This window comes from Georgenia sp. Marseille-Q6866, from assembly GCF_965111665.1.
Genome location: NZ_CBCOOR010000010.1, coordinates 96,901 through 114,199, shown reverse-complemented (window position 1 = coordinate 114,199; position 17,299 = coordinate 96,901). Strand labels below are relative to the sequence as shown.

Sequence of the window (17,299 nt, the reverse complement as noted above, 5' to 3'; positions counted from 1 at the left end):
ACGAGGAGGTGAGGCCCGGTGACCGGCCAGGACTGGATCGAGAAGGACTTCTACAAGACGCTCGGTGTCTCCAAGGACGCCGACGACGCGACGATCAAGAAGGCGTACCGCAAGCTCGCCCGGGACCTCCACCCCGACCGCAACCCCGGTGACGCCTCCGCCGAGGGGCGCTTCAAGGAGGTCGGTGAGGCCTACTCGGTCCTCTCCGACCCCGAGCAGCGCAAGCAGTACGACGCGATCCGCGCGATGGCCGGGGGCGGCGCGCGCTTCTCCGCCGGCACCGGCGGACCCTCCGGCGCAGCCGGCTTCGAGGACCTCTTCGGCGGGATGTTCGGCGGTGGGGGCAGCGGTGGTGGCCGCACCCGCTTCTCCACCGGGGGCGGCGGCTTCGAGGACATCCTCCAGGACATGTTCTCCGGCGGCGGAGGCGGTGGCGGGGGCTTCGGCTCGCGCCGCACGACGCAGCGCGGCGGGGACATCACGACGAGCGCGACCCTGCCCTTCCGCAACGCGGTCGAGGGCTCCACGGTCCAGCTCACCACCAACGGCCGCTCGATGAACGTGCGGATCCCCGCCGGTGTCAGCGACGGCCAGAAGATCCGCCTGCGCGGCAAGGGGCAGGCCGGCCGCGGCGGCGGTGAGCCCGGCGACATGGTCGTCACCGTCCACGTCGAGCCGCACCCCGTCTTCACGATGGACGGCCTCAACCTCAAGGTCACCGTGCCGGTGACCTTCGCCGAGGCCGCGCTCGGCGCGACCATCGACGTGCCCACCCTCTCCGGGGAGACGGTGCGGCTCAAGGTGCCCGCCGGGACGCCGTCGGGACGCACGCTGCGGGTCAAGGGCCGCGGCATCGACACCCCCAAGGGGACCGGTGACCTGCTCGTCACCGTCCAGGTGGCCGTCCCCACCCACCTGCCGGCGGACGCCCGCAAGGCCGTCGAGGCCTTTGCGGCCGCCACCAGCGGCGAGGACCCGCGCGCCGACCTCAGGGCCCGCGCGACACGCTGAGTCAGGAGAGGAGGACGTGATGGACATCGACGACGACGCACCCCTCTACGTCATCTCCGTGGCCGCCGAGCTCGCGGGGATGCACCCGCAGACCCTGCGCCAGTACGACCGCCTGGGCATCGTCACCCCCCAGCGCGCCCGCGGGCGGGGCCGGCGCTACTCGCGGCGGGACGTCGACTCCCTGCGCGAGGTCCAGCGGCTCTCCCAGGACGAGGGCGTCAACCTTGCCGGGATCCGCCGGATCATCGAGCTCGAGCGGGAGCTCGACCGGACCCGTGGCGAGCTCCAGCGGCTGCGCGCCTTCACCACGGCTCGTGTCTTCGCCGCCGACCCCTCCGGTGAGGTGAGCGAGCTCGCGCCGGGCCGGCGCCCGCGCCGCTCCGGCGGCGCCCTCGTCATCTGGCGCCCGCCCTACCGCGGCTGACCCACCTCGCGGGCCTGTTCAGGGCGGCCTGCCGGGAGGACACTGGGCCCGAGGGGCTCGGGAGGGCGCCATGACCGGTGGGACAGCGGCACGGCTGCGGATCGGCGACGCGAACGACGTCGAGAGCGCCGCCCGTGCCCTCGCCTCCGGCGCCCTCGTCGTCCACGCCTTCGCCAACCTCTACGCGCTCACCACGCGCGGCGACGCGCCGACCGTCCACGCCGCGAACGCGTTCAAGGGCCGCCGGCCCGGGCAGGTGGGGAGCGTGACGACGACGCCCGCTCGCCTCCCCGGACTCGCCGACCTCACGCGGCTGCCCGGCGGCCTGCGGGCGGACGACGTCCTCGGCGCGGTCGACGAGCTGCTGTGCCTGGGCCCCCTCGGGTTCCGGGCCCCCGCCGCCGCCCACGTCCCCGACCACCTCACCGCCCGTGACGACGCCGGCCGCTGGGTCCAGGTCATCGTGCCCGGCTACCGGTGCCCGTCCAACGGGTTCCTCGCGCGGAGCCTGCGGCTGTGCGCCACCGACCACCTCCACATCACCTCGGCGAACCGCTCGCACCACCTCACCGGGGCCGAGGAGGAGCCGCCCCACTACCGGGCCTCCGCCATCCGCGACGAGCTCGGTGCCGATCCGCGGGTCGTGGTGCTCGAGCACGACGACGAGGCCGCCGCCCTGCGGCAGTACCCCCAGCACGCCCCGATGTCGACGACCGTGCTGGGTCTACGCCCCGGGCTGCCCGGACGGACGCTCACCCTGGAGCGGCTCGGGTCCCTCCCGGCGGACGCGGTCCGCACCGTCCTCGCTCGCCACGGGCTCAGCCTCGCCGTGCCGACCGGTCTGCGCTCCCTCACCCAGCGCGTCTACTGACCGGGGCGGGTGCCCTGGGTCCCGACCAGCCCGCTCAACGGCTGGATCGCCGGGCTGCCTCGACGGTCCTGACCGCTCACCTGGCATGCTGGTGCTGCCCACAGACGCGAGAAGGAGCCGAGATGACCGCGAACGACGGCGGACCTGACGAGCCGCGCTACGGCCGGCGCCTGCCCGAGGGGCAGCGACCTCCGTCCTACGGCCAGAACGACGCCGGCCAGCAGTCGGGCGGCTACGGGCAGCAGGCCGGCGGTTACGGTCAGCAGGGCGGTGGCTACGGGCAGCAGCCCGGCCAGCCCGGGGCGTACGGCCAGCCCGGCTACAGCCCGCCCGGGGCGTACGGCCAGCAGCCGGGCTACGGCCAGCCGGGGTACGGCCAGCCGGGCGGGTACGGCTACGGGCCCGGCCCGAGCGGGCCGCAGCCCAAGCGCACCGGCCCGATCGTCATGATCATCGTGTCGGCGATCGCCATGGTCGCCGCACCGATCATCGGCTTCTTCATCGGCATCGCGTCGGTCGTCGACTCGCTCGAGGGCGTCGTGGACGGTGCTCAGGTCACCAACGGCCAGTCCACCGACCTGCAGGCCGACACCGACTACGTCATCTACTTCGGCACCTCGTCGGTCGACCCCAGCCAGATCGAGTGCACGGTCACCGGGCCCGGGGGACAGGCCATCGCCACGGCTCCGGACTCCCTCGGCCTCGACGTGCCCGACTCCGCCATCGGCCTCGGCTTCACGACGGCTCAGGCCGGCAGCCACACCTTCGACTGCGACCTGCCGCAGGACGCCAGCTCGGCCCTCACCATCGGTCCGCCGCTCGACATCTCCGACCTCACGAGCGTCGGGGTCGCCGTCCTCGTCGGCCTGGCGATCGGCTTCGTCGCCTTCATCCTCCTCATCATCGGCATCGTCTGGCTCGTGCGCGTCAACAAGCGCATCCGCACCGGCCAGTACTGACCCGCGAACGACGCAGCCGGCCCTCAGCTCGCGCTGGGGGCCGGCTGCCGTCGTCCTGGAGCGGGCTCAGCCGCCCAGGCGCTGCCAGAGGAACTCGTGGGCCAGGGCCTGCATGAACGCCGCCTGCGCGTTCGTCGCGGCGCCGCCGTGCCCGCCCTCGATGTTCTCGTAGTACGTGACGTCCTTGCCCGCCTCGGCCATGAGCGCCATCATCTTGCGCGCGTGGCCGGGGTGGACACGGTCGTCTCGCGTGGACGTCGTGAAGAGCACGGGCGGGTGCTCGTCGGCCGGGTCGAAGCGGTGGTACGCGGAGAAGGTCCTGATGAACTCCCACTGCTCCGGGTCGTCCGGGTCGCCGTACTCGGCCATCCACGACGCCCCGGCGAGCAGGTGGCTGTAGCGCTTCATGTCGAGCAGCGGCACCTGGCAGACGATCGCCCCGAAGAGCTCGGGGTAGCCGGTGATCATGTTGCCCATGAGCAGCCCGCCGTTGGAGCCGCCCTGCGCGCCGAGGTGCGCGGGGTCGGTGACGCCGCGGGCCACGAGGTCGCGCGCGACGGCGGCGAAGTCCTCGTAGGCGCGGTGGCGCTTCTCCTTGAGCGCGGCCTGGTGCCAGCGCGGCCCGTACTCCCCGCCGCCGCGGATGTTGGCGACGACGTAGGCCCCGCCCCGCGCGAGCCAGGCACGGCCCACGGTGGCCGAGTACGCGGGCAGCCGGGGGATCTCGAAGCCGCCGTACCCGGACAGGAGCGTCGGCAGCGGGCGCACCACCTCGTTGTCGGCCACGGGGGTGGGGGACACCTGGAAGTACGGCACCCGGGTGCCGTCGTCGGACACGGCGAAGTGCTGCTCGACGTGCAGGCCCTCGGTGCCGAAGAAGGCCGGCAGCGCCTTGAGCGGCTCGAGGCCGACGACGCCGCCGTCCGCGTCGAGGTCCAGCCGGGCGAGCGTCGTCGGGGTGAGGAAGCCGGTGACGGTGAGCCACAGGGCGTCCGACTCGTCCGCGTCCACTGCGCCGACGCCGATCGTCGCCAGCCGCGGCGCCTCCCAGCCGGTCCCCGCGGAGGCGAGGTCGAGCGGGCGCCGCTGCCAGGTGCCGTCGGTGGGGGTGAGCACCTCGAGGCGGTTCGTCACGTCGTCGAGGACGTTGAGGACGAGGTGGTGGCGGGTCCAGCTCGCCCCGACGAGCGCCGTCGACTCGGTGGGCTCGTAGAGCACCGCGAAGTCGCGGCCGCCGGCGAGGAAGTCGTCCAGGCGGATGGCGAGGAGCCCGCCCCCGGGCAGGACGCGGCCCTCGACCTCCCAGTCGTCGCGCAGCTCGACGGTGAGCCACTCGCGGTGGAGGTCGGGCTCCGCGGAGCGCGGGACGTCGATGCGGGTGAGCTCGGCGCCGTCGAGGAGGTACATGTCGGAGTCGTAGAAGGCGCGCGCCCGCCACACGATGTCCCGCTCGAAGCCCGGCGTGAAGTCGTGGCCGGCGCCGATCGACATGTCGGTGTGCTCGCCGGCGAAGATCTCCGGGGCGTCCGCCAGCGCGGTGCCCCGCTCCCACCGGCGCACGGTGCGCGGATAGCCCGAGGGCGTCATCGAGCCCTCCCCGAAGTCCGTGTACGCGTAGACGACGTCCCCGGAGCTGTCGGCCCAGCTCAGCGCGCCCTTCGACTCCTCGCGGACGAAGCCGTCCTCGACGAAGCTCTTGGTCACGAGGTCGAACTCGCGAGTGACGTCGGCGTCGGCGCCACCGCGGGACAGCGCGACGAGCGCCCGCTCGTAGGCCGGGCGCAGCACCTGCGCGCCGTGCCACACCCAGCTGACGCCCTCCTCGGCGGCGAGCGCGTCGACGTCGAGGAGCACCTCCCACTCCGGCTCCGCGGTGCGGTAGGACTCCCAGGTGGTGCGCCGCCACAGCCCGCGCTCGTGCTCGGCGTCGGTCCAGAAGTTGTACAGGTGCTCGCCGCGCTGGACGACGGCGGGGATCTTGTCCGTCGAGTCGAGGACCTCGAGGATCTCCTCACGCAGCTGCGCGAAGCGCTCGGTCTCCAGGGCGCTGACGGCCCGCTCGTTGTGGGCGCGGACCCAGTCGAGCGCGGCGTCGCCCTCGACGTCCTCGAGCCAGGCATGGGGGTCGGTGGGGGAGTCTGCAGTCATGGGCACATCCCATCACGCGCGCCGACGGCCGGGCTCCGCGAGGGAGCCCGGCCGTCCACGGGTCACTCGTTGCCGATCTTCTTGTCCGCGGCGTCCTGCGCGCTGTCGATCTTGTCGCCGTGCTTGCCGCCCGTCTTGGCGTCGGCGGCGTCGCCGGCCTTGTCGAGCGCGGCGTCGCTCTTCTGCTCGTCGCCCAGGGCGTCCTTGGCCTTGTCACCGATACCCATGCTCAGTCCCCTCTCGTCTGCGCCGCCGGGTGCGGCTGGTGCTCCACAGTGCGCCCGCCCGCCGCTGCCCGCAACGGGAGAGCGGCTGGAGTTCGGCCGTGTCGATAGCCTCGGGTGATGAGTGACATCCACGAGCTCAGCGCCCTCGACCTCGCCGCCGCCGTCCGCTGCGGCGAGCTCGACCCGCGCGACGTCGTCGAGCACACCCTCGAGCGGGCCGAACGGCTGGGCCCGGCCGTCGGTGCCTTCGCCCACCTCACCCCCGAGCTCGCCCGCGAGCAGGCCGCCGCGGCCACCCGCCGGCTGAGCGACGGGGGAGAGCTGCCGCCCTTCCTCGGCGTCCCTGTCCCGGTCAAGGACCTCGCCATGGTCGCCGGCCAGCCCTTCGAGGCCGGCAGCGCGGCCCTGCGCGGCTACGTCGCCCCCGCCGACGACGGCGTGGCGGTGCGCCTGCGCGAGGCCGGCACCCTCATGGTCGGCAAGACGACGACGCCGGAGCTCGGGCTGCCGTCCTACACCGAGCCCGACGTCGCAGCCCCCGCCCGCAGCCCGTGGGACCCGCGCCGCAGCGCGGGCGGCTCCTCCGGCGGGGCTGCCGCCGCCGTCGCCGCCGGCATCGTCCCCGCCGCGCACGCGAGCGACGGCGGCGGCTCGATCCGCATCCCGGCCGCGGCGTGCGGGCTCGTCGGGCTCAAGGCGAGCCGCGGGCGGGTGTCGAAGGGGCCGTTCGGGGTCGACGGCGCCGGCCTCACCGTCGACGGCGTCGTCACCCGCACGGTGCGGGACACCGCCGCCTTCCTCGACGTCCTCTCCGAGCCGTGGCCGGGGGACCACTACCTCCTCCCCGGGCCGCGCTCGTCCTTCCTCGCGGCCTGCGGCCACCGGCCGCGCGAGCTGCGCATCGGCGTCCTCACCCGGCCGATCAACGTCCACGAGGCACCGGTGCACGAGACGTCCCTCGCCGCCGTCGACCGTGCCGTGCGGCTGCTCGAGGAGATGGGGCACGCGGTGACCACCACCCAGGTGCCCTTCAGCCCCGAGGAGTGGGAGCACTTCAACCCGCTCTGGGCCGTCGGGGCGCTGTCCGCCCCCGTCCCGCCCGAGGCCGAGGAGCTCCTCGTGCCCCTCACCCGGTGGATGCGCGAGCAGGGCCGGCAGTACTCCGGGGTCGACTACGCGGCCGCCGTCGCCGCGGTCCAGCGCCTGGCCCGCTCGGCGGCCGAGGTGTGGCGCGACCTCGACGTCGTCCTCACCCCGGCGCTCGCGACCCCTGCCCCGTTCATCGGGGGCATGCGCGACGACGCCGACCCGGCGGCGGACTTCGAGGCGCAGAAGGCCTTCACGCCGTGGACGAGCCCGTGGAACATGCTCGGTGCCCCGGCGATCACCATCCCGCTGCACCGCGCCGAGGTCGACGGCGTCACGCTGCCGGTCGGCGTCCAGCTCGGGGCCACCCGGCTCGGCGACGAGGAGCTGCTCCTCGGCCTGGCCGCGGCGCTCGAGGAGGCCGACCCGTGGCCCACGATCCCGGTCGAGCCGGCCTGACGCGTCAGTCCGGCGGCTCCACCGGGGGCGGGCCGGGGGACTCGCTGGGCGGCTCGACGGACGGTGAGCTCGGCGGCGCGGTGGGCGGCTGCCCGGGAGGTGGCGGGTCCGCGAGCGGCGCTGCCGGCTCCTGGGGCAGGGGCTCACCGGGCGGGACGGCAGGCCCGCCGGGACCGGGGCCCGGGGAGGGAGTGTCGACATGATCGTGGCTCCTTCGGTCGGTGCTCGTGCGTCCGAGCGTGCGCCCGGCAGCGGCCCACCGCATCTCGTCACGACCGTGACGCGGTGCGGAACAGACTTGAGCGGAATAGACTCAACCCTGCGGCGTTGACCTCAGTGGAACCTGAACTCACCCGGAGGATTCGATGGACAAGCTGACCACCAAGTCGCAGGAGGCGATCGCCTCCGCCATGCGCTCGGCCGCGACGGCCGGCAACCCCCAGCTCGAGCCCGTCCACGTGCTCGTCGCGCTCCTCGAGCAGCCCGGCGGGGTCGCGCCCGCTCTCGTCGACGCCGTCGGCGCCAACCGCGCCGCCATCGTCGAGCGCGCCACGGCCGCGGCCGCCGCCCTGCCCGGTGCCTCCGGGTCCTCCGTGGCCCAGCCCTCCCCGTCGCGCCCGATGATGACCGTCATCACCCAGGCCGGTGAGGAGGCGACCGCCCTCGGGGACGAGTTCGTCTCCACCGAGCACCTCCTCCTCGCGCTCGCCCGCAGCGAGAGCCCCGCCGGGCAGGTCCTGCGCGACCTCGGCGCCGACCGGGACGCGCTCCTCGACGCGCTGCCCACGGTCCGCGGCTCCGGCCGCGTCACGAGCGCCGACCCCGAGGGCACCTACAAGGCCCTGGAGAAGTACGGCCAGGACCTCACCGCCGCCGCCCGCGACGGTCGCCTCGACCCGGTCATCGGCCGCGACGCCGAGATCCGCCGCGTCGTCCAGGTCCTCTCCCGCCGCACGAAGAACAACCCCGTCCTCATCGGCGAGCCCGGCGTCGGCAAGACCGCCGTCGTCGAGGGGCTGGCCCAGCGCATGGTCAACGGGGACGTCCCGGAGTCGCTGCGCGACAAGCGCCTCATCGCCCTGGACCTCGGCTCGATGGTCGCCGGCGCGAAGTACCGCGGCGAGTTCGAGGAGCGCCTCAAGGCGGTCCTCCAGGAGATCAAGGACTCCGACGGCGAGGTCGTCACCTTCATCGACGAGCTCCACACGGTCGTCGGCGCCGGTGCCGCCGAGGGCGCGATGGACGCCGGGAACATGCTCAAGCCCATGCTGGCCCGCGGCGAGCTGCGGATGGTCGGCGCCACGACCCTCGACGAGTTCCGCGAGCACATCGAGAAGGACCCCGCCCTCGAGCGCCGCTTCCAGCAGGTCTTCGTCGGCGAGCCGTCCGTCGAGGACACCGTCGCGATCCTGCGCGGCATCGCGCCGAAGTATGAGGCGCACCACCAGGTGACGATCTCCGACGGCGCGCTCGTCGCCGCCGCGACCCTCTCCGACCGCTACATCAGCGGCCGCCAGCTGCCCGACAAGGCCATCGACCTCGTCGACGAGGCCGCCTCCCGCCTGCGTATGGAGCTCGACTCCTCCCCCGAGGAGGTCGACGCGCTGCGCCGCGCCGTCGAGCGGCTGCGGATGGAGGAGGCCTACCTCGTCGAGTCCGCCGACGCCGACGACCCGGCCTCCCGGGACCGCCTCGAGCGGCTGCGCGCCGAGCTCGCCGACCGCTCCGAGGAGCTCGCCGCCCTCACCGCCCGGTGGGAGGCGGAGAAGGCCGGCCACAACCGCGTCGGTGACCTCAAGCAGCGCCTGGACTCCCTGCGTACGGAGGCCGACCGCGCCGAGCGCGAGGGCCGCTACGAGGACGCCGGACGCCTGCGCTACGGCGACATCCCGGCCGTGGAGCGGGAGATCCGCGAGGCGGAGGCCGCCGAGGCGACCCAGACCGCCGAGACCCCGATGATCGCCGACCGGGTCTCCGCGGACGAGGTCGCCGAGGTCGTCGCCGCCTGGACCGGCATCCCCGTCGGCCGGCTCCTCGAGGGGGAGACCGAGAAGCTGCTGCGCATGGAGGACGTCCTCGGGCAGCGGCTCATCGGTCAGCGCACCGCCGTCCAGGCGGTGTCCGACGCCGTGCGGCGCTCCCGGGCGGGCTTGTCGGACCCCGACCGGCCCACCGGCTCCTTCCTCTTCCTCGGTCCCACCGGCGTCGGCAAGACCGAGCTGGCCAAGTCCCTCGCGGACTTCCTCTTCGACGACGAGCGCGCCATCGTCCGCATCGACATGAGCGAGTACTCCGAGAAGCACTCCGTCTCGCGGCTCGTCGGCGCCCCTCCGGGGTACGTCGGCTACGAGGAGGGCGGCCAGCTCACCGAGGCGGTGCGCCGCCGGCCCTACTCCGTCGTCCTCCTCGACGAGGTCGAGAAGGCCCACCCGGAGGTCTTCGACATCCTCCTCCAGGTGCTCGACGACGGTCGGCTCACCGACGGCCAGGGCCGCACGGTGGACTTCCGCAACGTCATCCTCGTCCTCACCTCCAACCTCGGCTCGCAGTTCCTCGTCGACCAGACGATGCCCGAGGAGGCCAAGCGCGAGGCGGTGATGAGCGCAGTGCGGGCGGCCTTCAAGCCCGAGTTCCTCAACCGGCTCGACGACGTCGTGCTCTTCGACGCGCTCACCCTCGAGGAGCTCGGCTCCATCGTCGAGCTCCAGGTCGCGCGGCTGCGTGACCGGCTCGCCGAGCGCCGCGTCACCCTGGAGGTGTCTGCGGCGGCCGCCGAGTGGCTCGCCTTCGAGGGGTACGACCCGGCCTACGGCGCGCGTCCGCTGCGCCGGCTCGTCCAGCGTGAGATCGGCGACCAGCTCGCCCGCCTCATGCTCGGCGGGCAGGTGGCCGACGGCGCGACCGTGTCCGTCGACCGCGGCCCCGAGGGCGGCCTCACCCTCACCGTGGAGGCCGACACCACCGCCGTCGCCCCCGTCTGACGGAACAGCTCAGCTCTCGCCGAGGAACCCCCCCCTCGCGGCGAGAGCTGAGTTCTTCCAGGGGCTGGGGACACCCGGTCCGTCCACAGGTGGCACCCTGGAAGGCATGAGCGCTCTCGACCAGGTGCAGCTGCCGGACTTCCCGCACGCCGTCGTCGTCACCGACGCGAGCGGGACGCGACTGACCCACGGGGAGGCCGGACAGTCCTTCCCCTGGGCGTCGGTGACCAAGCTGCTGACGACGGCGGCCACGCTCGTCGCCGTCTCCCGCCACCTCGTCGACCTCGAGGAGCCCGCCGGCCCGGAGGGGGCGACCGTGCGTCACCTGCTCGCCCACGCCTCGGGCGTGGCGATGGACTCCGACGACACCCTCAGCGCCCCCGGCCGCCGGCGGATCTACAGCAACCGCGGCATGGAGATCGTCGCGGACCACGTCGCCGAGGCGACGGGCACCGACTTCGCCGACTGGCTGGAGGACACGGTGCTCGTCCCGCTGGGCCTGAGCACCGTCGTGCTCGAGGGCTCCCCGGCCCACGGCGCTCGCGGCAGCGCCGAGGACCTCGCCGCCTTCGGCCGTGAGCTCCTCGCCCCCCAGGTCCTGGACCCCGAGCTCCTCGCCGAGGCCACCACCGTCCAGCTGCCGGGCCTGCCCGGCGTGCTGCCCGGGTTCGGGCGCCAGGACCCGAACGACTGGGGCCTGGGCTTCGAGATCCGCGGGACCAAGTCACCGCACTGGACCGGCAGCGGCAACGCACCGGAGACCTTCGGGCACTTCGGCCAGTCCGGCAGCTTCCTGTGGGTCGACCCGCGGGCCGGCCTGGCCACGGCCTTCCTCGGCGCCGAGCGCTTCGGGGAGTGGGCGGCGGGGCTGTGGCCCGGCCTGTCCGACGCCGTTCTCACCGACCTGCGCTGACGTTAACCTGCTGCCATGCCAGACGCTCCTGACGTCGTCGGCCTCGTCCTGAGCGGTGGCGGGGCACGGGCCAGCTTCCAGCTCGGCGCGCTCCGCTACCTCTACGACCGGGCGGGGATCTGCCCCTCGGTCATCACCGGCACCTCGGCGGGCTCGATCCTCGCGGCCGTGCTCGCGCAGTCGGCCGAGCAGGACGGCCAGCGCGCCGCCCTCGCCCGCCTCGAGGAGCTGTGGCGGGGGATGAGCGACTCCTCGGACATGTTCGAGGAGCTGCCGTGGTTCAGCCGGCTGCGCGAGCGCGGCCCGGTGTGGGCCGAGGCCCTCGAGCGGCGCAAGCGGCGCCAGGGCGCGCTCGGCCGCTCCTTCAAGCGGGTGGCCGTCCTGCGCGACGAGATCTCCACCGCGGCCGAGCGGGTCGTCCGCACGGCCAACGGCGAGGGGCGGCAGGCGGAGCAGCCCAGGAGCCGGAGCACGCGGACCACCCGCCGGTGGAGCACCCGCCCGTCCCGACCCCGCCGAGCCGCCTCACCCCGGGCGGCGAGCCCGCCGAGGAGCAGGCCGCGAGCACCGACCGGCACCCGACGGACGCGCCCGTCCCCGGGCCGGGCCGCTTCCTCGAGTCGATCGACATGCTCCGGACCATGGGGCGTGCGAGCGGTGACCTCGAGACGATCGTCGAGGGCGCCCGCCGCGAGCGCTCGATGTACCGCCCGGGCCCCATCGTCGACCACCTCGTCGACCCGGAGGTCTTCCGGCCCGACGCCGTCGCGGCGTCCGGCGTCACCCTGCGCGTCGCCGTCGTCGGCCTGGAGAGCGGCGAGCTGCGCTACGTCACCGAGGACGGCACCCTCGTCGACCGCGACAACCGTCCCCTCGGCGACGGTCCCGTCGACCTCGTCGAGGCGATCCGCGCGTCCTGCGCCATCCCCATGGTCTTCGCGCCGGTGCGGCTCGGGGAGGAGAACTACGTCGACGGCGGGGTGCGGGAGTCCCTGCCCGCGGACATCGCGATCCGGCACCTGGGCGTCGGCACCTGCTACGCCGTCGTCGCCGGCCCGTCCGGGCTGCGCCGCGAGGAGTCCTACGACGACCGGGACATGCTCGGCATCCTCATGCGCACGACGACGGCGATCATGACCGACGAGGTGCAGCGCGACGAGGTGGTCCAGGCCCGGGCGGCGGGCGCCGTCGTCATCGAGCCGGAGTTCGACGTCCACGACACCCTCACCATCGAGCCCGGGCTCGTCGCGATCGCCATGGACTACGGCTACCTCCGCGCCGCGGAGGCGGTCCTCGGCGCTAGCGACGAGGAGCAGGCCGTCACCCGCGAGCTCGTCCTCCTCCGCCGGCGCATCTGGCACGCCGAGGAGGACGCCTTCGGCGAGGACACGGAGGAGTCGGCCCGCCTGGAGAGGGTCGCCGAGATCGCCGGCCTCAAGTACACGCTGCGCGACCTGCTGCGCCGCGTGCCCGCCGAGCGCCTGCCCGAGGGCGCCGAGGAGTGGTGGCGCACCTGGGAGCACCACCGGACCGAGATCACCGTCGCGCCCAGCTGGGTGCCGCCGCCCGCCTGACCGCGCTCAGTCGAGGTCGACGACGACGGGCACGTGGTCGCTGGCGCCCTTGCCCTTGCGCTCGTTGCGGTCGACGTGGGCGCCCGTCACCCGGGCCGCGAGCGCCGGGGAGGCGTGGACGAGGTCGATGCGCATGCCCTCGTTGCGGGGGAAGCGCAGGCGCTGGTAGTCCCAGTAGGTGTAGGCGCCGGGGGTGTGCTCGCGCGTCACCTCGGCGAAACCCGCCTCGCCCAGGGCGGCGAGCGCCGCGCGCTCGGGCGGGGAGACGTGGGTGGCACCGACGAAGGCCGCCGGGTCCCACACGTCCTCGTCGCGCGGGGCGACGTTCCAGTCCCCGACGAGCGCGACCTGGGCGGCGGGGTCTGCCGTGAGCCAGCCGTGGGCGGCGTCGCGCAGGGCCGCGAGCCAGTCGAGCTTGTACTGGTAGTGCGGGTCGTCCAGGGTGCGGCCGTTGGGCACGTACAGGCTCCACACCCGCACGCCGTCAACGGTGGCGCCCAGCGCGCGGGCCTCCGCGGCGGCGGGCTCACCCCAGGTCGGCATGCCCGGGAAGCCGGGCTCGACGTCCTCCACGGGCAGCCGTGAGACGACGGCGACGCCGTTCCACTGGCTCAGGCCGTGGTGGGCGACGTGGTAGCCGGCGGCCTCGAAGGGCAGGAGCGGGAACTGCTCGTCGCGGCACTTGGTCTCCTGGAGGGCCAGCACGTCCGTCCCCGACCGCTCGAGGAAGGCGAGGACCCGGTCGACCCGGGTGCGGACGGAGTTGACGTTCCACGTGGCCAGACGCATGCGCTCGAGGCTACCGGCCGGCCGGTACCCTGCAGCCGTGACCTCCCCCAACGACTCCCTGCGCAGCCGGCTCGCCCAGTACGTCCGCGACCTCGCCGTCATCCGCGGCGAGGTGACGCTCGCCAGCGGCCGCACCTCCGACCACTACGTCGACATGCGGCGCGTCACCCTCCACCACGCGGCCGCGCCGCTCGTGGGGCACGTCGTGCTCGACCTCCTCGAGGAGGCCGGCCTGGGCCCCGACGAGGTCGACGCCGTCGGCGGGCTCACCATGGGCGCCGACCCGGTCGCCACCGCGGTCCTCCACGCCGCCGCCTCCCGCGGCCTCGCCCTCGACGCCTTCGTCGTCCGCAAGGAGGCCAAGGCCCACGGCCTGCAGCGCCGCGTCGAGGGACCGGACGTCGCCGGCCGCCGCGTCGTCGCCGTCGAGGACACCTCGACCACCGGGGGCAGCCTGCTCACCGCCATCGAGGCGCTGCGCGAGGCGGGCGCCGAGGTCGTCGGGGCCGCCGTCGTCGTCGACCGGGACACCGGGGCACGCGAGCGCGTCGAGGCGGCGGGGGTCCGGTACCTGGCCGCCCTCGGCCGTGAGGACCTCGGGCTCCCCTCCGCCGGCTGAGCCCTCCTTGGCAGGCGCTCCGTCCCGCGAACCGTAGCCCTTGGTCTATCCCGTCCGGCGCTCGCCCCGCGCTACGTTCCGTGCACCCACGACAGGGTGGGCCAGCGACGGAAGGGCACATCGTGAGGACGCGACAGCGGCAGACGCTCGTCACCATCATCGGCTTCGCGATCATCGGCGCGCTGAGCTTCGTCGTGGCCTGGCCCTGGTGGCAGCTCGCGCTCGTCTGCGTGGTGCCCTACGGCGTCGCGATCGTTCTCGCCGGTCGGAGCCGCGAGCCGTCGTCCAAGAGATCCGGCGGTCGGCGAGGCAACCCGGGCGCGCTGTGACAGGCTGAGCACGTGGAGATGCTCGTCGTGCTCGTCGTCCTGGCCGTGCTCGTCGTCGTCGCCGTCTGGGCGATCGCGACCTACAACGGCCTGGTCCGCCTGCGGAACCTCGTCCAGGAGGCCTGGCGGCAGATCGACGTCGAGCTCCACCGCCGCCACTCCCTCGTGCCCAACCTCGTCGAGACGGTCAAGGGCTACGCCGCCCAGGAGCGCGAGGTCTTCGACGAGGTCACCCGCGCCCGCGCGGCCGCGGCCGGCGGCGGGCTCGGGCCTGCCAAGCAGGCGGTCAGCGAGAACGCCCTCAGTGGCGCGCTGAGCCGGCTCTTCGCCGTCGCCGAGGCCTACCCGGAGCTGCGCTCCTCGGAGAACTTCGCCGACCTCCAGGCCGAGCTCACCAACACCGAGGACCGCATCGCCGCGGGCCGCCGCTTCTACAACGCCAACGTGCGCCAGCTCAACACGAAGATCGAGACCTTCCCGCCGAACATCATTGCGAACATGTTCTCCTTCCGGCGGGCGGAGTACTTCGAGGCCAACGACCCCGCCGTCCGCGCCGTCCCCTCGGTCCACTTCACGGCCGGGGAGGCGCCCGGCTCCGCCGCGCCCGTCGACGGCGGCCCCTCCTTCGGTGGTCAGCGCGGGGGCTACGACCCTCGCCGCGACGCCTGAGGTGCGCGAGGAAGAGGTCGGCGTCGGGCCCTGGCCCGGTGGGCCGGAGGCCTGGCCCCGCGACCCCCGGCTCGACCCCGAGCTGCTCGCCGAGGGGGACCGGCGCAACGTCGTCGACGAGTACCGCTACTGGCGGCTGGAGGCGATCGTCGAGGACATCGACGCCCGCCGCCACCCCCTCCACGTCGCGATCGAGAACCTCGGGCACGACTTCAACATCGGCTCGGTCGTCCGCACGGCCAACGCCTTCGCCGTCGCCGCCGTCCACATCGTCGGGCGACGGCGGTGGAACCGGCGCGGGGCGATGGTCACCGACCGCTACCAGCACCTGCACCACCACGACGACGTCGCCGGCCTCCTCGCGTGGGCGCAGGACCAGGGGCTGGCGGTCATCGGCGTCGACAACGTCCCGGGCTCACTGCCGCTCGAGCACCGGCCGCTGCCCGAGCGCGCCGTGCTGCTCTTCGGCCAGGAGTCCGGCGGGCTGTCCGCCGAGGCGCGGGCCGCCTGCACCGAGATCCTCCACATCACCCAGTACGGCTCCACCCGGTCCCTCAACGTCGGGGCCGCGGCCGCGGTGGCGATGTACGCGTGGATCCTGCAGCACGGGCCGCAGGCCGGACGTCCCGACCCGGCCGAGCCCGGGCGTGACACAATCTAGGCGTATCGCTGCGTCTATCCACAGGAGGCATTCAGTGCCCATCGCAACCCCCGAGTCCTACAACGAGATGCTCGACAGGGCGAAGGCGGGCAAGTTCGCCTACCCGGCCATCAACATCACCTCGTCCCAGACCGTGACCGCGGCGATCCGCGGCTTCGCCGAGGCCGAGAGCGACGGCATCATCCAGGTCTCCGTCGGCGGTGGCGAGTACGCCTCCGGCTCGACGATCAAGGACCGCGTCACCGGCACCCGCGCCCTGGCCGCCTACGCGCACGAGGTCGCCAAGAACTACGGCGTCACCATCGCGCTGCACACCGACCACTGCGTCAAGGAGAACCTCGACTCCTGGGTCCGGCCGCTGCTCGCCATGGAGGCCGAGGAGGTCGCCGCCGGCAAGAACCCGATGTTCCAGTCGCACATGTTCGACGGCTCCACCGTCCCGCTGGACGAGAACCTCGTCATCGCCGAGGAGCTCCTCGAGCTCTCCCAGAAGGCGCGCACGATCCTCGAGATCGAGGTCGGCGTCGTCGGTGGCGAGGAGGACGGCCACGAGGCCGAGATCAACGAGAAGCTCTACACCACCCCCGAGGACGGCCTGGCCACCGTGCGGGCGCTCGGCGCGGGCGAGAAGGGCCGGTACCTCACGGCGCTGACCTTCGGCAACGTCCACGGCGTGTACAAGCCGGGTGCGGTCAAGCTGCGCCCGGAGATCCTCGGTGAGATCCAGCGTGTCGTCGGCCAGGAGATCGGCAAGGAGTCGCCCTTCGACCTCGTCTTCCACGGCGGGTCCGGCTCCACGGCCGAGGAGATCGCCCTCGCCGTCGACAACGGTGTCATCAAGATGAACGTCGACACCGACACCCAGTACGCGTTCACCCGCCCCGTCGTCGAGCACATGTTCAAGAACTACGACGGCGTGCTCAAGATCGACGGCGACGTCGGCAACAAGAAGGCCTACGACCCCCGCGCCTGGGGCAAGGCCGCCGAGGCCGGCATGGCCGCCCGCATCGTCGAGGCCTGCCAGCAGCTGCGCTCGGCCGGGACGAAGATGGCCTGACGCACCACCCCCCGTAGTACGCCGAGAGCCGGACTCCTCCACGGAGGGGTCCGGCTCTCGGCGTATGTGAGGGTGGGCCGCTACGCGGCGTCGTCGCCCGGAGGAGGGTCGGCCGGCTCGGGGAAGCCGGGGTCCTCCTCGACGATCGTCACGACGTCGCCCAGGCGCGTGATGTCGAGCAGGAACCGGACGACGTCCGGAGGCTTGATCATCGTGAGCGGGCCGGGCGTGCGGTGGGCGAGCCGCGCGAGGAGCGCGACGCCCGAGGAGTCCATGAAGGTGACGTGGCGGGCGTCGATCTCCACGGGGTTGCGGGAGGACTCGGCCTCGGAGACCGCCTCGGTGAGCTCGCTGCTGAGAGCAACGTCGATCTCACCGGACAGGACGAGCCGGGTGCGCCCCTGTGCCACCATGAGCGACGCCGTGCCGGTCTCGGGGCCGCGGCCGCTTGTCGAACTGTCGTCGCGCACAGGCTCTCCTTCTGCTGGTCCGGCGGTTCGCGCCGGAACGTCCTCCACGGCA

General features: G+C 73.7%; 17 protein-coding genes and 1 pseudogene. 14 read left to right on the top strand and 4 right to left on the bottom strand.

The features are described 5' to 3' along the window. Nucleotides 1-18: 18 nt before the first annotated feature. The 4 genes from ACWPXV_RS10350 (at nucleotide 19) to ACWPXV_RS10335 (ending at nucleotide 3,265) form a co-directional block, all read left to right on the top strand. The gene (locus ACWPXV_RS10350; protein ID WP_454085156.1) at nucleotides 19-1,011 is read left to right on the top strand and encodes a DnaJ C-terminal domain-containing protein; all 993 of its coding nucleotides are present in this window, start codon (nucleotides 19-21) and stop codon (nucleotides 1,009-1,011) included. A 19-nt stretch (nucleotides 1,012-1,030) separates the two neighbouring features. Then, nucleotides 1,031-1,435, top strand: a complete 405-nt coding sequence (locus ACWPXV_RS10345; protein WP_454085155.1) for a heat shock protein transcriptional repressor HspR — start codon at nucleotides 1,031-1,033, stop codon at nucleotides 1,433-1,435. A gap of 70 nt (nucleotides 1,436-1,505) precedes the next feature. After that, nucleotides 1,506-2,306 (top strand): hypothetical protein, encoded by an 801-nt coding sequence (locus ACWPXV_RS10340; protein WP_454085154.1) that lies wholly within the window; start codon nucleotides 1,506-1,508, stop codon nucleotides 2,304-2,306. Between the two features lie 122 nt (nucleotides 2,307-2,428). Next, nucleotides 2,429-3,265 carry a hypothetical protein gene (locus ACWPXV_RS10335; RefSeq protein WP_454085153.1) on the top strand — a complete coding sequence of 279 codons (837 nt, stop codon included), beginning with the start codon at nucleotides 2,429-2,431 and terminating at the stop codon, nucleotides 3,263-3,265. Nucleotides 3,266-3,331: 66 nt separating this feature from the next. Here the strand turns inward: ACWPXV_RS10335 and ACWPXV_RS10330 are convergent, their stop codons facing one another. Continuing rightward, the gene (locus tag ACWPXV_RS10330) at nucleotides 3,332-5,413 is read right to left on the bottom strand and encodes a prolyl oligopeptidase family serine peptidase (RefSeq protein ID WP_454085152.1); all 2,082 of its coding nucleotides are present in this window, start codon (nucleotides 5,411-5,413) and stop codon (nucleotides 3,332-3,334) included. Nucleotides 5,414-5,475: 62 nt separating this feature from the next. Further along, complete coding sequence (locus ACWPXV_RS10325; protein ID WP_454085151.1) at nucleotides 5,476-5,640, bottom strand: antitoxin; 165 nt, start codon at nucleotides 5,638-5,640, stop codon at nucleotides 5,476-5,478. A gap of 117 nt (nucleotides 5,641-5,757) precedes the next feature. Here ACWPXV_RS10325 and ACWPXV_RS10320 point away from each other — a divergent pair, with 117 nt between their 5' ends. The 5 genes and pseudogenes from ACWPXV_RS10320 (at nucleotide 5,758) to ACWPXV_RS10300 (ending at nucleotide 12,653) form a co-directional block, all read left to right on the top strand. Continuing rightward, nucleotides 5,758-7,185, top strand: a complete 1,428-nt coding sequence (locus tag ACWPXV_RS10320) for an amidase (RefSeq protein ID WP_454085150.1) — start codon at nucleotides 5,758-5,760, stop codon at nucleotides 7,183-7,185. Nucleotides 7,186-7,550: 365 nt separating this feature from the next. Continuing rightward, the gene (clpB, locus tag ACWPXV_RS10315; RefSeq protein ID WP_454085149.1) at nucleotides 7,551-10,166 is read left to right on the top strand and encodes an ATP-dependent chaperone ClpB; all 2,616 of its coding nucleotides are present in this window, start codon (nucleotides 7,551-7,553) and stop codon (nucleotides 10,164-10,166) included. Nucleotides 10,167-10,272: 106 nt separating this feature from the next. Next, nucleotides 10,273-11,079, top strand: a complete 807-nt coding sequence (locus tag ACWPXV_RS10310) for a serine hydrolase domain-containing protein (RefSeq protein ID WP_454085148.1) — start codon at nucleotides 10,273-10,275, stop codon at nucleotides 11,077-11,079. Nucleotides 11,080-11,094: 15 nt separating this feature from the next. Continuing rightward, nucleotides 11,095-11,508 (top strand): annotated as a pseudogene (locus ACWPXV_RS10305) (patatin-like phospholipase family protein); the annotation flags it as partial. 59 nt (nucleotides 11,509-11,567) lie between these two features. Beyond that, the gene (locus ACWPXV_RS10300; RefSeq protein ID WP_454085147.1) at nucleotides 11,568-12,653 is read left to right on the top strand and encodes a patatin-like phospholipase family protein; all 1,086 of its coding nucleotides are present in this window, start codon (nucleotides 11,568-11,570) and stop codon (nucleotides 12,651-12,653) included. 6 nt (nucleotides 12,654-12,659) lie between these two features. Here the strand turns inward: ACWPXV_RS10300 and ACWPXV_RS10295 are convergent, their stop codons facing one another. Further along, nucleotides 12,660-13,442, bottom strand: a complete 783-nt coding sequence (locus tag ACWPXV_RS10295; RefSeq protein WP_454085146.1) for an exodeoxyribonuclease III — start codon at nucleotides 13,440-13,442, stop codon at nucleotides 12,660-12,662. Nucleotides 13,443-13,479: 37 nt separating this feature from the next. Between ACWPXV_RS10295 and pyrE the strand changes: the two genes are divergently transcribed. From pyrE to fbaA, 5 genes are all read left to right on the top strand, one after another. Continuing rightward, complete coding sequence (gene pyrE / locus ACWPXV_RS10290; protein ID WP_454085145.1) at nucleotides 13,480-14,061, top strand: orotate phosphoribosyltransferase; 582 nt, start codon at nucleotides 13,480-13,482, stop codon at nucleotides 14,059-14,061. 122 nt (nucleotides 14,062-14,183) lie between these two features. Further along, on the top strand, nucleotides 14,184-14,390 hold the full coding sequence (locus tag ACWPXV_RS10285; protein WP_454085144.1) for a hypothetical protein: 207 nt from the start codon (nucleotides 14,184-14,186) through the stop codon (nucleotides 14,388-14,390). Nucleotides 14,391-14,408: 18 nt separating this feature from the next. Further along, nucleotides 14,409-15,059 carry a LemA family protein gene (locus ACWPXV_RS10280; protein WP_454085189.1) on the top strand — a complete coding sequence of 217 codons (651 nt, stop codon included), beginning with the start codon at nucleotides 14,409-14,411 and terminating at the stop codon, nucleotides 15,057-15,059. Continuing rightward, nucleotides 15,019-15,720, top strand: coding sequence for a TrmH family RNA methyltransferase (locus ACWPXV_RS10275; RefSeq protein ID WP_454085143.1), 702 nt, complete (start codon nucleotides 15,019-15,021; stop codon nucleotides 15,718-15,720). The genes ACWPXV_RS10280 and ACWPXV_RS10275 overlap by 41 nt, the downstream gene beginning before the upstream one ends. Nucleotides 15,721-15,754: 34 nt before the next feature. Then, nucleotides 15,755-16,777 carry a class II fructose-bisphosphate aldolase gene (gene fbaA, locus ACWPXV_RS10270; protein WP_454085142.1) on the top strand — a complete coding sequence of 341 codons (1,023 nt, stop codon included), beginning with the start codon at nucleotides 15,755-15,757 and terminating at the stop codon, nucleotides 16,775-16,777. Between the two features lie 80 nt (nucleotides 16,778-16,857). Here fbaA and ACWPXV_RS10265 read toward each other — a convergent pair whose 3' ends face one another. Next, nucleotides 16,858-17,247 (bottom strand): STAS domain-containing protein, encoded by a 390-nt coding sequence (locus tag ACWPXV_RS10265; RefSeq protein WP_454085141.1) that lies wholly within the window; start codon nucleotides 17,245-17,247, stop codon nucleotides 16,858-16,860. Nucleotides 17,248-17,299: the final 52 nt, after the last annotated feature.